The sequence below is a fragment of the uncultured Campylobacter sp. genome, assembly GCF_938015785.1.
GTDB lineage: Bacteria > Campylobacterota > Campylobacteria > Campylobacterales > Campylobacteraceae > Campylobacter_B.
On the sequence record NZ_CALLWC010000024.1, the window covers coordinates 40,014 to 54,223 of the forward strand.

The window sequence follows — 14,210 nt, forward strand, 5'->3', positions numbered from 1 at the left end:
ATGACTTAGCGTATCAAATTTTTATATATTTCTTTGGCGGGTTCGCCGCTGATTTTTGAGAGTAGTTTTGCTTTTATTTTCGGCGCGATCTCAAGCGACAGAATATCTTCCTGAGTGATTTTTTCAAAGCTTTTCTCGCCCGCGCCGTCAATCACTACGCACCATTCGCCGTTTAAATTTGCGCCGTTTAGGCTGGATAGAATCTCTGCGGCGCTACCGAAAAATTTTGTTTCAAATTTTTTCGTAGCTTCTTTGATCGCAAAAATTTTGCGCTGCGCATCGATCCTCGCGATCTGCTCTATTAGCTTTACCACGCGCCTTGGGGATTCGTAGAGTACGCACGGATAGGGGCTTTGCATTAAATTTAGGATCTGGGCTTTGCGCTGCGTGCCGTCATTATTCAAAAAACCTAAAAAGCTAAATTCTTTCTCCACCAGCCCGCTTGCGGCGGCTGCGAGTAGCAGAGCGTTTGCTCCGCTCAGCACCTCGTAAGCTACGCCGCTTCGCTGCGCAAATTTAACGAGCGCAATTCCCGGATCGCTAATGCAGGGCATGCCCGCATCGCTTACGTATGCGCAAGCTTTTTCGCGCAGAAGCGCCGGATCAAAGCTCGCGAAAAACTCCGCTTCGTTGTGCGTGTGCAGAGAGTAAAACTGTGAAATTTTAAATGAAATTTGAAATTTATCGGATAATAAGTTTAGAAGTTTTTTTGAAACCCTCGTATCCTCGCAGATTAGGATTTCGCAGCTTTGCAATACCTCAAGCGCGCGGCTCGAGATATCGCTTAGATTTCCTATCGGCGTAGGAATGAGATATAGCAACTATTTCATTCCGTATTTTTGTTTAAATTTCTCGACGCGGCCCGCGCTATCTACGATCTTCTCGCTGCCGGTGAAAAACGGATGGCAGTTAGAGCAGATGTCGACGCGGATTTCAGGCTTGTTCGAGCGCGTTTTAAAAGTATTGCCGCAAGCGCAGGTAACGGTCGTTTCGACAAAGTTTGGATGGATATCTTTTTTCATTTTTGATCCTTTTTGATGATTTTAAAAGGCAGCGATTATACAACTTTTTTATCTAAAAAGCAAATTTAAAGGGTTTTAAAAAAACTCTCGGCAAAGCGTGGATTTTCTTTTTGAATATGCTTTTTTGGACGCAAAATTTTAAAATTTAGCGCATTTTGCAAGTAAAATTTTGATTTGTTGCAGCCTGCTATGCGTGCAAAATACAGCGCGCGAAGATGCGTCGCGGCAATACGCGCCGCGCGTTAAGCCGCAGATAAAACACAGAGATAGCGCATGCGAAATTTTAAATTCCAAAATTTAAAGCGCGTGGCTTTTAAATTTTAAAATTTTCCGAGCGTTTAAAACATCAGCTTCGCGCAAGTTGCGATCAGCGCTGTGTTTGAGCGCAAAATATAAGGGCTATTAAGCGCATAGGCGTTTTTAAATTTCTCCCTTTCGCGCGGCGAAAATCCGCCCTCGGGGCCTACGAACGCGATCTCATCGCCGCCGAAAATGTCGATGTTCTTGCCGCCAAAATCGATCAGGCTTACGTTTTCATATCTTTGCGCTAGCTCGTCCGAGCCGCTCAAAACCTCGATCTGCATGATGGAATTTCGCCCGCATTGTTGAGACGAGTTGATCAAAATCCGCTCCATTCTCTGCAGATCGAGCCGCACGTTTTTCTGCGACAGATCGGCATAGACCAAAACAAGCCGCCCGACGCCCATCTCGTTTAGCGCAGGCAGGCTCTTTTCGATCACGGCGCTCTCGACGACCGCCCAAGCGACGCAAAAATCGTGGCTCGGCGTAAAAACGGAGCTTTTAAAAACCAAATTTAAAGCCGCACCTTTACGCGAAATTTCGGCGATCTCGTATAGATAACTCGCCCCATCCTTTAGATTTCGCACGTCTATGCGCTCGCCCGCCCTTGCTCGTCTGGCCTTTAGGTGTAAAAACTGATCATTCTGCAAAACTAGGCTCTGTTCGCCTGCAAGCTTATCGTAAAAATATACCATCAAATAACACTCGCTATCAAAATTATCGCTAAGCTTAGCCCCAAAATCACTCGCATTTTGCGCTGATACGGCGCAAAGTTTTGACTTAGATACGCTATTTTCAGCCGTTTGTACGATACCGCGCTAAGCGCGATCATCGCTAGCGATCCGACCGCCATAAAGTAAATTTTAAAGCTCAGATCAAAGCGCAGCACCGCTAGCATCACGCTTCCGCTGATAATCAGCGCCGCGATGCACGAATAATAGATCGGCAAAAACAGCCTGATGCGCCTAAGAAATCTAAGCCCAGATCTGCTCTTTTGCTTTAAATTTTCAGCTTGCGGCGCGGAAGCGGCGGGATTTAAACCCTTGCCGCGAGGGCAAAATTCCGCCGCCGCATCTATTTTAAGCTGAGTAAAAATCAGATAAATTATCGTTAAAATCGCCGCAGCTAGCGCGAAAAACTTATGAAAACCCAGGGCGCTTTGATACAGATAATCCATCACTTCCGCCAGGGGGTTAAATTTGGAGGATAAAATTTTGCGCAGCTAGAGCCGAAAGTACCGAATTTCAACGCAAATTTTTTCGGCGCGAGATAAAACAGACCTGCTCCGCGCTTTTGAAATTCTAAAAACCTTTCAAAGCGGCTGCGGCTATTTATTGCGCCAAAATTTACCGCGCGCGCTCTCAACTCCGGTTTCGAGCCGTATATCTCGCGCCAAGAATAAAATTTCGCAATTAGAGCTTTATAAAATTTAAAATTTCTCTGCGCAGATCGCATAGGCAAAAAAGACGCTAAAATCGCGCTCGCACGCCGCATACAAACTACGCAAATTTTAAAAATTTTCAAATTTAGGCGCAGATTTTTCAATGCTCCGCCCTATTCGGTCACCGGAAGCGGCGGCATATCGGCGTTTATATCGACTTTGGGCTCGCTAGGCGCGATAGGCACGTCCTTTGGCACCTCGCTATCTACCGGCGGCTTTTGCAAAGTGTTTTTTTTCTCATCGTCGCAACCGCCCAAGGCAAGCGCGCAGGCAAAGATCGCGCACGCGGCAAGAACGCGCATAAACCCCGCGCCAAATTTAAAGAAATTTCTCATCAGCAATCCTTTGGATAGATGATTTTTTCGCCACGCAGAAGCTTTCGCCAAAGCTCCGGATGCTTCCACTCCTCGCGCACGGCGGGCGAGAATTCTATCTCATCCAGCGCGATCTTTCCCATCTGCGCGTTATAGGCATCCTCGCGGAAGCACTGCGCGTAGCCGGTGGCCGTTTCGTGCACGATGACGCTGTGAAGTTTTACTTCGCGCTCGCCGTTTTGCATCTGAGTTAGGCTCAAAAGTCGGTCGATTAGAACGAAAAAAATTCTACAAAACTGCTCCGCGCTCGGATTTAGCGGTATCTGCACCCAGCGCGCGCTGTGTTTTTTAAGATCCGCGATGTAGCTCGCATCATCACGCGCGTAGATCGTAGTGGCGTGGTCAAAACTATCGATAAGCTCGCGGATACCGAGCTTCATGTAGCCGAAGTCGTAAACCATCCCCGCTTCGTCTAAAAAATTTGAGCTAAGCAAAATTTCGCATCTGTAGGAGTGACCGTGGATGCTCGTGCGACACCGCTTCGAACCGCACAGGCGCACGATGTGAGCGTTTTCGAATTCGTATAATTTCCTAATTATCATACTCCGTCCTTCTCGCCCCAAATTCTAATATGCAGGCGATCGGAGTAATTATAGCCGTTTTTTAGGCAAAAATCCACGCAAAATTGCGCGGCGCTTTCCAGTTCGCGACGATCTGCGCCGCGCGGCATGCAATAAACCTCGCCGCCGCACGCCGCTAAAATTTCGCTGATCTCGGGCTGCGCGTCAAACTCGGGCGAGATCACGAACTTGTAAAAGCTATCTTTTGCGTTTTGTTTTAAGCTTCGTAGCGCGGCGAAGTTTAACCTGCGTTCGCGCGGCTCGGCGGAGTTTGAGAGCTTGGGCGAGATTCCGAAGACGCAGCTTTTGTAGGCGGGAAATTTTTTAAAATCCACTAAAATCGTGCCGTTGGTTTCGAAGTGCACCGCGTGTCCGCGCGCGAGCAGCTCGCAGACGAACTCGTAAAATAGCGCCTCTTTGTAATGCAACATCGGCTCGCCGCCGGTGATAACGATGATCGGCTTTTGATAAAGCTTAGTGCTCTGCGGTGATGCGGAGCTTTGCGGATTTAAATTTGAGGAATTCTGCACTGCGAAATTTAAAGAATTTTCGCTCGTTAAATTTAAAGATTTTTCTGCGTTACCGTTTGGACGGGGAGGCTTTTGCGCGGCGGCGGAATTTAACGTACCGCTTTCGAAAAAAGCCTCGGCGGCGCAAAAACCAGGCGCAGAGCGTGCAGGTGCAGAACAGGACGAAGCGGATAAATTTGGAATTTTATTCAAAAGTTGCGTTAAATTTAAAATTTCTTCGTGCTGGAAGTGATTTGTAAAAACCGCGCGGATCGTATCGCAGCCGCGCAAGATCTCGCCGGTCTTTGGCGAAATGCGCGCACCGCCGAAGCCCTCGCAGCGCAGATTACAGCCCGCAAAGCGAAAGAAAAACGCGAGCCTGCCCGCATATTTGCCCTCGCCTTGGATACTTAAAAAGCTCTCTACGAGCCTCATCCGCCCGTCTCGTAAAATGCGCGGCTTGAAATTTCATTCGAAGCGTCCGTTTGCCAGCGATTTTTTTCGGGCTTATTCGCTAAAATTTTAGCCAAAATTTCGGCGGCTGCGGCGATGTCGCCCTCTTTGACCGCCTTTTTGATACTTAGCGCGTCCTCGAAGTAAAGACAAGGGATCAAAAGCCCCTCGGCACTTAGTCTGATACGGTTGCAGCTCTCGCAAAAATCGTGCTTGTGCGGATCGATGATACCGAAAGTATAGCCGTCCCCAAGCGCGTAAAGCGACGCGGGCGAGCTCTGCAATTTCGGCAGAGCGGTAAAGATAAATTTACGTCTTAAAATATCTAAAATTTCGTTTGATTTTAAGCCTGTAAGATCGCCGGCATGGGTGTTTTCCATAAATTCTATGAAGCGGATCTGACAATCCTTTTCGCGGGCAAATTCCAGCAAATAAATAAGCTCGTCGTCGTTGATGCCTTTTAGCGCGACGGTGTTTAGCTTGACCTTTAGTCCCGCTTCAAGCGCGGCGTCAAGACCCTCTAGGACGTTATAAAGCACGCCGCGCTGAGCTATAAATTTAGCCCGCTCCGGACGCAGCGAGTCAAGCGACATATTAATTCGCTTTAGCCCGGCGTCTTTCAGGGCGCGCGCGTAGTTTTTGAGATAATATCCGTTGGTAGTAAGCGCAAGATCGATACCCGGAGCGTAATCCGCGATCATTTTTATAAAATCCTCGATCCCCTTTCGCACCAGCGGTTCGCCGCCGGTGATACGGATCTTTTTTACGCCGCCGTCGATCGCAACTTTGACAAATAAAAACATCTCCTCAAAGCTTAAAATATTCTCTCGCGGCACCCAGTTAAACGGCGTAGTAGGCATGCAATATCTGCATCTGAAATTGCACCTCTGCGTAACCGAAATGCGCAAATAATCGATCGTTCGTCCAAATTTATCAATTAGCATATTTTGCCTTAATATCAATTTGCGGCGATTATATAAAAAACAAAGCGATTTTGCAAAATTTTATTTTTATATTACTCCGGCTATTTTCTTACCGAGCCGATGAGCTCTTTAAGCTGATCCAGAAGCGGTCTGATCTGCTTTTCTACCCGCTCGTCGATCATCGTAGGCACTACATCTAGTCTCTGCTCTATCGTCTCGTCGATTACGTCGGCAATCGCGTTTATATCGATATTAGGAGCGACTTTGCCGCCCGAATCAATCATCTCTTTTAGCTCCTCGACCTTCTTTTTAAGCAGATAATTTTCCTGCATAGCGTCGGTCAGAACCTGATCGAAGCGCTCGAATTTTTTATCCGCTTGCTTATCCTTAAAATATATGACGAAAAACATCAAAAATATAACGACGCAAAGTCCTAAAATGATGAGAGTGTTAAGATCCATAGGGGTTCCTTAAAATAAATTTACAAAAACAAAAGCAAAAAAGGCGATGCCCAAGTAGCCATTGAGCGTGAAAAACGCGCGATCAATCTTGCTAAAATCTTTCTGCACGATCCTATGCTCGAAGTACAGGATCGCCGCGCACGCAGCCACACCAAGATAGGCAAAAAAGCCTAAATTTGCCGCCACGCAAAACAGCAGCCAAAAAAGTACCGCCACGGTATGAAAAATTTTAGAGATAAACATCGACGCTTCCTTGCCGTAAAGCGCAGGGATGCTGTAAAGCCCGTTGCTGCGGTCAAATTCCATATCTTGAAGCGAATACAGCACGTCAAAGCCGCCTACCCAAAATACTACCCCGAGGCATAGCAGCACCGACCATAGCGGAATTTCGCCGCTAACAGCGATTGAGCCCGCAATCGGCGCAAGCCCTAAGCAAAAGCCTAGCATTAAATGCGCCGTTTCGCTAAAGCGCTTAAAATACGAATACCCGCCCAATGCCGCTAAAATCGGCACCGAAAGCTTAAGTGCCAAAGGATTTATAAACGCCGAAACCGCTATGAAAACCACCGCGTTTGCGATGATAAAAAGCAGCAAATTCCCGCGCCCGATCCGTCCATCCACGCTGGGACGCGAAGCGCAGCGCGGATTGGCGCGGTCGATGTCCTCGTCCAAGTAGCGATTTAGCGCCATTGCAAAGCTTCTCGCGCTCACCGCGCATAAAATCCCCAGAAAAAGCAGCTTCCAGCCGAACCATACCGAGCCGTTTTGCAGCTTGCTTGCAGTAACCATCGCCGTAAAGATAAACGGCAGCGCGAAAACCGAGTGTTTAAAAACTATTAATTCGTTGATATCGGATAAAATTTCTTTAAATTTAGCCATTTCGCCCCTTATTTTGGGCACCATTGTATCAAAAAAAAGTAAGAATAGCTCTAAATTTGATATAATTTGAACGAAAAATTTACGAAAGGAAACGCCTTGAGCCAAAATCAAAACCCGCATGCAAGCCCGCAGATCGCGATCATCGGCACCACCGCAAGCGGCAAAAGCGATCTTGCGCTAAGCCTCGCGCGCGAAATGGACGCCGTGATTTTGAGCCTGGATTCGCTCTGCATTTACCATGGGATCGACATCGCAAGCGCCAAGCCAAGCGAGGAGCAGCTGCGCGAGATCAGGCACTTCGGCGTAAATTTAATCTATCCAAACGAATACTTTAGTGTCGGCGAGTTTATCAAAGAGTACACAGCCGCGCGGGCTTTTGCAGGGCGTAGCGGCGCGCCTTTGATAATCACGGGCGGCAGCGGATTTTATCTAAAGGCGATGCTAAGCGGGCTGGCGCCGAAGGTTCCCGATTTTAAAAGTAAAATTTCAAACGATGAAATTTACGCTCTAGCGCAGCGGATCGATCCGGAATTTGCCGCAAAGCTTAGCGCGGCGGACAGCTTTCGTTTAAAAAAATGGCTAAGCATTTATAAATTTTGCGGCGAAGCGCCGAGTAAATTTTTGCACGAAAACACCGCCCCACCCGTGATTTCGGATATTAAAATTTTTGAGATCGACGCGCCTAAACAGTGGCTCGCAGGGCGCATCGAAGCGCGCACGAAGGCGATGTTTGAGCGAGGGCTTTTGGAGGAGGCGGAGTTTTTATTCGCCCGCTACGGCTCAGAGTGCAGGGCGCTAGGCTGCATCGGCCTGAAGGAATGCGGGCAGCTTTTGCGCGGGCAGATCTCGCGAGCGCAGTGCGAGCAGCTCGTGAGCCTACACACGATACAGCTCGCAAAGCGCCAACGCACCTTCAACCGCTCGCAGTTTGCGGATAAAATTTCAGCGCCGCCGCAAGAGCTGGAGCGTGAAATTTTAAAGCTCCTTCGCCGCGAGATTTAAAATCGAAATTTATCAAAATTTGCGCGTTTGCTAAAAAACAACGGAGCAAGGGAGTAAAATTTAGATTTAATTTACCGCGCTGAATCGCGTCTTTGAAATTTTGCAGGTCGCGCCAAGGTCTCGTGCGGCGCGGAATTTCGATTAAATTTAATCGCCTTCGCAAATATCAAAGCTAAATTTATCGTTGTCAAGCCTACTGAAATTTTGATTTTCCGCGCTTGGGTTGCGCTTGAAAATAAAGGCGTAGCCGTATTTCTCGAAGTGCTGCGAGCTGTTTTTTAGCCCAACGACGCAAAGCTCGTAAGTGCCGCTTTGCAAGCCAAGCTTGAGCGTGGAATTAAATTTTCGTATCTTGCCCGCAACGCCGCTTTGACACTCATAGCCTAGCTCGAGTTCGCCGCTTTTTAGCTTATCGAAACGATGCTGCAAAGCATCGAAGCTCGCTAGGATCGCGGAGTCGCTTTGCGGGGCGAAATACAGCCTATCGCGCTTGAAAGCTACTTCGTAGCCCGCAGATGGCGCAAACTCCTCGTCAATGCAAACGAAGATCTCATAGCTGCGCACCGTAAGCGGGTAGAAGTGTAAAGCTTTAGCGCCCTTTACGGCGTCATAAAACAGCTGCTTGTGCGCGTCCCAGTAGCCTAGAAGCTTTTTTACTCTGCATTTTCGCTCCTTTAAGAACTCACTCAAATCGCGCACATCAAGCAGCGCAAAACCGTAGCCGTCAGCACTTAGCTCGCCCAAAAACATATCTCTCCTTGTTGGCAAAGCGCGATGGGTTCAATTCGCGCTTAAAATTTTAGCTCAATACCCGCTTAAAAAGACGAAATTGTTTACCGCGCCGGTTAGAAATTTTACCAAAAACGGCGCCAGCACGCATGCCACGCTAGCTAGCACGACGGCAAATTTTATCTGCACCGAGACCGCGCTCAGCGAGCCATTAAGCTCCGCGTCCTTTCGCGGCTCGTGCAAAAACATACGCACGATAAGGCGCAGGTAGTAGTACAGCGCGAGCGCGCTATTTGCCGCCATGATGACGGCGAGAGCAAAGTAGCCCGAATTGACCGCGGCGCTTAGCAGATACATCTTGCCCCAAAACACGCTAAACGGCGGAATGCCCGCAAGCGAGAGCATAAAAATCGCTGCGCATAGCGCAAAGAGTGGATGGGTGCGGATCAGCCCGTCAAATTTCTCAAACGGATGCTCAAAGCGAGCCGCGAACTTGGAGCTTTGCTCGCAAATTTCGGCGCCTGGCCTATCGGCACGGCTCCTAGCCTGCGCGTCGCGGTCGATTTTAATACCTCCGCCTCGCTCGCCGCCGTCAAATTTAAAATTTTTTTCAAACCTCTCGGTTTTGAAATTTCCTTCGCCAGCCTCATCCTCGAGCTTAAAATTTCTCTCGTCCGCTTCGGCTTTAAAATTTAGCCCGTCGTCGCGCGCGTAAGCAGGCTCCGTCTTAAAATTTTGCCCGTTTGACGCGCTGTTTTCGCAGCACAATTTCAAACCCGCCGCGCCAAATTCGGGCCCAGACTCAAAGCTGCGAGCGCGCCTTTGCCGCACGCACCAGATGAACGCAAACGCCCCGAGGTTCGCCACGGCATATAATATCCAGTAGGTGAAAAGTGCGGCGTTTGCCTGCGTCGAGCCGATCACGATCGCGCAGAGCACGAAGCCCGCGTGCGAAACGGAGCTGAAAGCGAGCATCCGTTTGACGTCGCGCTGTACGAGCGCCATAAGGTTCGCTAAGCTCATCGTAAGCACCGCTACGGCGTAGAGCACGATGTTTAGCCACTGCACGCCGATGCTTTGCAGCGCTTCAAACAGCCTGATCGCCACGACAAAGCCCGCGATCTTGGGCACGACGGACAAAAAGCCCGCCATAGCGGAGCTCGCACCCTCGTAAACGTCGGGCGTCCAGGTGTGAAACGGAATCAGCGAGAGCTTAAATCCTATCGAGACGATCATAAATGAGCAGGCGGCGAAAAGCAGGGCATTGGTTTGTAAATTTGAACTCTTGGCGATCTGCGCGATGTTTGAAATTTCCATAGAGCCGGTCGATAGAAAAAACATCGCCGCGCCGAATGCGAAAAAGCCCGATCCCAGCGCGCCCATTATGAAGTATTTTAGCGCCGCTTCGACCGATCTGGCGCGGTTATGAAGCGCGATTAGCGTATAAAGCGCCAGCGAGCCCGTCTCAAGCCCAACGAGGATCATCATTAAATTTTCGCTCGCGACCATAAACTCATAGCCCACGAGCACGAATAAAAACAGCACGAAAAACTCCGCCGTGTGGTACTCGTGCGCGCTTCTTGCGCCCAAAGATAGAAAGATGAAAAATATCGAGCCTGCGAGCATGATAAGCATCGATAGCGTCGCGATTCCGTCCACCAGCATCACGTCAAAAAGCCCGCGTATGCCGCTGTTGTATCCAAAAACGAGCCCGAAGCCCAGAGCTAGCGCCAGTATCGTGATGACGGCGTAAAATTTATACGATAGTGTGCGCGCAAAAAGCGAAACCGCGAGCATCAGCAGGGCAAATCCTCCAAGTATCGCCATAGGCGCGATCGAGGCTAAATTTAAAAGATTATTTTGCATCGCTTCTTACCTTAAAATTTGCTTTTTCCATATAAGCGCGAGTCGCGGTCTGAGAGGCTTTGTTAAACATCAGCTCAAGGCTTTGCGTCACGCTGGGCTCGATGCTCTTTAGCATCAGATTCGGCGCGACGCCCAGCACCACCACTAGCAAGCAGATCGGGATAATAGAGCAAAGCTCGGTTCTGTTTAGATCGCTTAGCTTTTTATTCTCATCATGCACGAGCGCGCCGAAAAAGGTCTTTTTATAAAGATTCATCGAATAGATCGCGCCCATTATGATGCCAAGCCCACCCAAAAGCGCATAGCTAAAGCTGATCTTAAAAATCCCCGCAAGACTTAGGAATTCTCCCACGAAGCCGATGGTAAGCGGAAGGCCTATTGAGCCTAGCAGCACGATGCAAAAACAAAACGCATAAAGCGGCATCACCCGCGCAAGCCCGCCGAATTCGCTAAAAAGCTTCGTGTGCCTGCGGTCGTATAAAAAGCCTACGAGCATAAAAAGCCCGCCGCTTACGATACCGTGGCTTATCATCAAAAATACCGCGCCGCTCACCCCTTCTGCGCTCATCGAAAAAATTCCTAGCATTATGACGCCCATATGCGCGATCGAGCTATACGCGATAACCTGCTTGATGTCCTTTTGCGCAAAGGCGATGAAGCTCGCATAGATGATCATAACGATCGCTAGGGCGCACATCATCCCGCTAAAATGCACGCTCGCGTCGGGAAATAGCGGCAGCGAAAATCGCACAAAGCCGTAGGTGCCCATCTTAAGAAGCACCGCGGCAAGCAGAACCGAGCCTATCGTAGGGGCCTGCCCGTGCGCGTACGGAAGCCAGGTATGAAAAGGAAAGCAAGGCGTCTTGATCGCAAAAGCGACCGAAAATGCCAAAAATAGAGGAATTTGCGTGCTAAGCGGCAGCGATAGGCTCTGCCAGTTTAGGATATTAAAGCTATACTCGCCCGTAGCCTCGTGATAGAAATAGCTCATCGCCACGAGTCCTACAAGAAGAAACATCGAGCCTAGGAAGGTGTAGATGAAAAATTTTACAGCGGCGTAAATTCTCTTGCCGCTGCCCCACGCGCCGATAATATAGAGCATCGGAATAAGCGAAAGCTCCCAAAAGATGTAAAACAAAATCGCATCCAGCGCCACGAAAACGCCCACCATCGTCATCTCTAAAAACAGAATGCAGATGATTAAATTTTTGGCGCGCTCTTTAATGCTTAGACTAAGCAGCGCCAAAAATGTAACCAGCGTGCTTAGGATCACTAAAAACAGCGAAATTCCGTCCACGCCGATGAAGTAGTTGATGCCATATTCGCTTATGAAAGGATGCAGCACGCTAAACGCGATGCCATCCACCGGCTCGTAGAGTATCCACAAAACGAGCGAAAGCACGAACTCTATAAAGCTCATCGTAACGGCGTAGGTCTTGATGCTCGCTTCGTCGATCAAAAAGCCTAAAACCGCAGCTACCGCCGGAAAAAATATAACCAAACTTAAAAAGTATTCCATGCCCACCTCACAGCGCAAACGCCAAAATCAGCAAAATGAAAGATCCCAAAACCATCCACCTTAAATTTGCGCTCAAATCTCCGCTATTGCTTACGCGATCCGCTCCTTCGCCGCTTTTTACCGCGATGCGAGCGATCAGATCGACGCTGGCGTCTATGATCGCGCCGTCGCATTTAGCGCAGATCTCGCTAAGCTTAGCGTATCCGCGCACGATCACGCGCTCGTAAATTTGCGGGATAAAATACTGAGCGATCAAAATTTTATAAAATTTGCAGTTCTTTAAATTTTGGCTAAATTTGCCCTTGCCGTATGTCCAAATCGTGCCGACCGCCACCGCGCTTATCATCGCTAGCGTTATGGCGATCAAAATTACCTCCACGCCGTGCGGGATCGAAGCTTTAAAGCCCGGCAGTATGCTAAGCACGAACTCAGCAAAATCGTGCTCGAAAAAGCCCGCGATCACTGCAGGCACGGCTAGCACGCCCATCGCGATGAGGGCAAAGCCTTTCGCCTCGTGCGGATGGTGGGTAAATTTTTGCTTACCGAAAAACACGAGCATTATCAGACGCACGCTGTAAAACGTCGTCATCGCAGCGCCCGCAAACAGCAGCGCCCAGATAAAATACGCGTCCGCGCTCCACGCCGCTTCTAAAATTTTATCTTTTGAGAAAAAGCCCGCAAACGGATAAAATCCGCAAAGCGCAAGCGAGCCTATGCACATTAAAATCGCCGTAGGTCGCATAAACTTATATAATCCGCCCATATTTTGGATATTTAGATCGTCTTTCATCGCGTGCATTACGTTGCCCGCTCCCAAAAATAGAAGCGCCTTGAAAAACGCATGCGTCGCCAGATGAAACAGCGCGATCCAATACGCCCCGAGCCCCGCAGCTACGAACATATAGCCAAGCTGCGAAAGCGTGGAGTAAGCGATGATCTTTTTAAGATCGTTATGAACCAGCGCCATCGACGCCGCAAAGACCGCCACGAAAGCGCCCAAGCAGACGATAAAGCCGCCTACTTCGGGCGCGAGCGCGAAAATCGCGTTTGCGCGGATCACCAGATAAACGCCCGCCGTAACCATCGTCGCTGCGTGAATAAGCGCAGATACGGGCGTCGGACCCGCCATCGCGTCGGCAAGCCAAGTATGGAACGGAAACTGCGCGCTTTTGCCCATCGCGCCGATAAATAAAAGCGCGGCGATCAGAGTTAAAATTTCAGGCTCCAAGCCCGCTGCGTTCGCAAACACCACTTCGTACCGCAACGAGCCGAAATTTAAATAGATCAGAAAAATTCCAAGCAACATCCCAAGGTCTGCGATGCGGTTCATTATGAAAGCTTCGTTGGCGCACCAGCTGTAATTGCTCCTGTCGTACCAAAAGCCGATCAGCAGCCACGAGCAGAGTCCGACCCCCTCCCAGCCGATGAAAAGTCCTAAAAAATTATCGCTCGTTACCAAAACCAGCATCGAAAAAACGAAAAGCCCCAGGAAGCTGAAAAATTTAGCGAAGTTTTCATCATCCCACATATAGTAGATCGAGTACACGTGCACGACGCTGGATACGATACCTACGACCACCATCATCACCGCACTTACGCTATCGATAAGAAAGCTAAATTTTGCGTCCAAAAATCCCGTGCTTATGAAATCGGCTAAATTTACGCTGATTAGGCGGTTGTCAGAGACGAGCTCCATCAAAGCAAGCGACGCGATAGTACTTAAAATCACCAGCGCCGAGCAGACTACGCCAATAAACATCTTATCTTTGGCGCGAATGAAAACGCCTGCGAAGATCGCCGAGGCAAGCGGTGCGAAAAGGGCGATTAAGAGCCATACAAAAACGGTATCAAGCATCCGGCCCGTCCTTAGAAGGATTTTTAAAATTTACGAAACTGTCAAGTTCGATGCTGCCTGTTTTCTTATACCACAAGATGAGCAGCCCAAGTCCCACGGCCATCTCGCTCGCGGCGATCGCTACGATGAAAAGCGCAAAAATTTCGCCGTTTATATTGTCGTAAAATTTCGCCACGGCGACGAGGACTAAATTTGCGGCGTTTAATAAAATTTCGCTCGAAAAAAAGAGCATTATCAAATTTCTTCGCTTCATCATACCCGCAAGCCCGAGCCCAAACATCATCGCAGCGACGATCAGATAGTGATTTAGACCCATT

Annotated in this window: 16 protein-coding genes and 1 pseudogene; 1 reads left to right on the plus strand and 16 read right to left on the minus strand. The window is 49.0% G+C overall.

What is annotated here, in order from left to right; all coding sequences use genetic code 11:
• Nucleotides 1-5 precede the first annotated feature (5 nt).
• From rsmI to mqnP, 11 genes and pseudogenes are all read right to left on the minus strand, one after another.
• Nucleotides 6-821, minus strand: coding sequence for a 16S rRNA (cytidine(1402)-2'-O)-methyltransferase (rsmI, locus tag Q0393_RS03220; protein ID WP_298977873.1), 816 nt, complete (start codon nucleotides 819-821; stop codon nucleotides 6-8).
• Complete coding sequence (rpmE, locus tag Q0393_RS03225) at nucleotides 822-1,022, minus strand: 50S ribosomal protein L31 (RefSeq protein WP_177387662.1); 201 nt, start codon at nucleotides 1,020-1,022, stop codon at nucleotides 822-824.
• Nucleotides 1,023-1,360: 338 nt separating this feature from the next.
• Nucleotides 1,361-2,017, minus strand: a complete 657-nt coding sequence (locus Q0393_RS03230) for a 16S rRNA (uracil(1498)-N(3))-methyltransferase (protein ID WP_298977942.1) — start codon at nucleotides 2,015-2,017, stop codon at nucleotides 1,361-1,363.
• Nucleotides 2,017-2,499 carry a hypothetical protein gene (locus tag Q0393_RS03235; RefSeq protein WP_298977874.1) on the minus strand — a complete coding sequence of 161 codons (483 nt, stop codon included), beginning with the start codon at nucleotides 2,497-2,499 and terminating at the stop codon, nucleotides 2,017-2,019. The genes Q0393_RS03230 and Q0393_RS03235 overlap by 1 nt, the downstream gene beginning before the upstream one ends.
• 377 nt (nucleotides 2,500-2,876) lie before the next feature.
• Nucleotides 2,877-3,098 (minus strand): hypothetical protein, encoded by a 222-nt coding sequence (locus Q0393_RS03240; protein WP_298977876.1) that lies wholly within the window; start codon nucleotides 3,096-3,098, stop codon nucleotides 2,877-2,879.
• Nucleotides 3,098-3,679 (minus strand): 6-carboxytetrahydropterin synthase, encoded by a 582-nt coding sequence (locus Q0393_RS03245; protein WP_298977878.1) that lies wholly within the window; start codon nucleotides 3,677-3,679, stop codon nucleotides 3,098-3,100. Before Q0393_RS03245 ends, Q0393_RS03240 begins: the two co-directional genes overlap by 1 nt.
• Complete coding sequence (locus tag Q0393_RS03250; protein ID WP_367179168.1) at nucleotides 3,676-4,419, minus strand: hypothetical protein; 744 nt, start codon at nucleotides 4,417-4,419, stop codon at nucleotides 3,676-3,678. Before Q0393_RS03250 ends, Q0393_RS03245 begins: the two co-directional genes overlap by 4 nt.
• Nucleotides 4,408-4,641, minus strand: a pseudogene (locus tag Q0393_RS03255) (7-carboxy-7-deazaguanine synthase QueE); the annotation flags it as partial. The pseudogene Q0393_RS03255 and the gene Q0393_RS03250, both read right to left, overlap by 12 nt.
• On the minus strand, nucleotides 4,638-5,603 hold the full coding sequence (gene moaA, locus Q0393_RS03260) for a GTP 3',8-cyclase MoaA (protein ID WP_298977879.1): 966 nt from the start codon (nucleotides 5,601-5,603) through the stop codon (nucleotides 4,638-4,640). The pseudogene Q0393_RS03255 and the gene moaA, both read right to left, overlap by 4 nt.
• A gap of 80 nt (nucleotides 5,604-5,683) precedes the next feature.
• The gene (locus Q0393_RS03265; protein ID WP_298050929.1) at nucleotides 5,684-6,043 is read right to left on the minus strand and encodes a hypothetical protein; all 360 of its coding nucleotides are present in this window, start codon (nucleotides 6,041-6,043) and stop codon (nucleotides 5,684-5,686) included.
• Nucleotides 6,044-6,052: 9 nt separating this feature from the next.
• A complete protein-coding gene (mqnP, locus tag Q0393_RS03270; protein ID WP_298977880.1) occupies nucleotides 6,053-6,922 on the minus strand; it encodes a menaquinone biosynthesis prenyltransferase MqnP in 870 nt (289 codons plus the stop codon).
• A gap of 96 nt (nucleotides 6,923-7,018) precedes the next feature.
• Here mqnP and miaA point away from each other — a divergent pair, with 96 nt between their 5' ends.
• Nucleotides 7,019-7,924: a tRNA (adenosine(37)-N6)-dimethylallyltransferase MiaA gene (gene miaA, locus Q0393_RS03275; RefSeq protein WP_298977881.1), complete on the plus strand. Its 906-nt coding sequence runs from the start codon at nucleotides 7,019-7,021 to the stop codon at nucleotides 7,922-7,924.
• Nucleotides 7,925-8,071: 147 nt separating this feature from the next.
• Here the strand turns inward: miaA and Q0393_RS03280 are convergent, their stop codons facing one another.
• Genes Q0393_RS03280 through nuoK form a run of 5 tightly spaced genes read right to left on the minus strand, consistent with a single transcriptional unit; the run spans nucleotide 8,072 to nucleotide 14,209 of the window.
• Nucleotides 8,072-8,674 carry a hypothetical protein gene (locus Q0393_RS03280; RefSeq protein WP_298977882.1) on the minus strand — a complete coding sequence of 201 codons (603 nt, stop codon included), beginning with the start codon at nucleotides 8,672-8,674 and terminating at the stop codon, nucleotides 8,072-8,074.
• 54 nt (nucleotides 8,675-8,728) lie between these two features.
• Nucleotides 8,729-10,519 (minus strand): NADH-quinone oxidoreductase subunit N, encoded by a 1,791-nt coding sequence (locus tag Q0393_RS03285; RefSeq protein WP_298977884.1) that lies wholly within the window; start codon nucleotides 10,517-10,519, stop codon nucleotides 8,729-8,731.
• Nucleotides 10,509-12,038 carry an NADH-quinone oxidoreductase subunit M gene (locus Q0393_RS03290; RefSeq protein WP_298977886.1) on the minus strand — a complete coding sequence of 510 codons (1,530 nt, stop codon included), beginning with the start codon at nucleotides 12,036-12,038 and terminating at the stop codon, nucleotides 10,509-10,511. Before Q0393_RS03290 ends, Q0393_RS03285 begins: the two co-directional genes overlap by 11 nt.
• Nucleotides 12,039-12,045: 7 nt before the next feature.
• Nucleotides 12,046-13,893 (minus strand): NADH-quinone oxidoreductase subunit L, encoded by a 1,848-nt coding sequence (nuoL, locus tag Q0393_RS03295; protein ID WP_298977889.1) that lies wholly within the window; start codon nucleotides 13,891-13,893, stop codon nucleotides 12,046-12,048.
• Nucleotides 13,886-14,209: an NADH-quinone oxidoreductase subunit NuoK gene (nuoK, locus tag Q0393_RS03300; protein WP_298977891.1), complete on the minus strand. Its 324-nt coding sequence runs from the start codon at nucleotides 14,207-14,209 to the stop codon at nucleotides 13,886-13,888. The genes nuoL and nuoK overlap by 8 nt, the downstream gene beginning before the upstream one ends.
• Nucleotide 14,210: the final 1 nt, after the last annotated feature.

Coding starts and splice junctions, on each gene's coding strand:
- rpmE (WP_177387662.1), bottom strand. CDS start 1,022: ATGAAAAAAGATATCCATCCAAACTTTGTCGAAACGACCGTTACCTGC.
- Q0393_RS03230 (WP_298977942.1), bottom strand. CDS start 2,017: ATGGTATATTTTTACGATAAGCTTGCAGGCGAACAGAGCCTAGTTTTG.
- Q0393_RS03235 (WP_298977874.1), bottom strand. CDS start 2,499: ATGGATTATCTGTATCAAAGCGCCCTGGGTTTTCATAAGTTTTTCGCG.
- Q0393_RS03240 (WP_298977876.1), bottom strand. CDS start 3,098: ATGAGAAATTTCTTTAAATTTGGCGCGGGGTTTATGCGCGTTCTTGCC.
- Q0393_RS03245 (WP_298977878.1), bottom strand. CDS start 3,679: ATGATAATTAGGAAATTATACGAATTCGAAAACGCTCACATCGTGCGC.
- moaA (WP_298977879.1), bottom strand. CDS start 5,603: ATGCTAATTGATAAATTTGGACGAACGATCGATTATTTGCGCATTTCG.
- Q0393_RS03265 (WP_298050929.1), bottom strand. CDS start 6,043: ATGGATCTTAACACTCTCATCATTTTAGGACTTTGCGTCGTTATATTT.
- mqnP (WP_298977880.1), bottom strand. CDS start 6,922: ATGGCTAAATTTAAAGAAATTTTATCCGATATCAACGAATTAATAGTT.
- Q0393_RS03280 (WP_298977882.1), bottom strand. CDS start 8,674: ATGTTTTTGGGCGAGCTAAGTGCTGACGGCTACGGTTTTGCGCTGCTT.
- Q0393_RS03285 (WP_298977884.1), bottom strand. CDS start 10,519: ATGCAAAATAATCTTTTAAATTTAGCCTCGATCGCGCCTATGGCGATA.
- Q0393_RS03290 (WP_298977886.1), bottom strand. CDS start 12,038: ATGGAATACTTTTTAAGTTTGGTTATATTTTTTCCGGCGGTAGCTGCG.
- nuoL (WP_298977889.1), bottom strand. CDS start 13,893: ATGCTTGATACCGTTTTTGTATGGCTCTTAATCGCCCTTTTCGCACCG.
- nuoK (WP_298977891.1), bottom strand. CDS start 14,209: ATGGGTCTAAATCACTATCTGATCGTCGCTGCGATGATGTTTGGGCTC.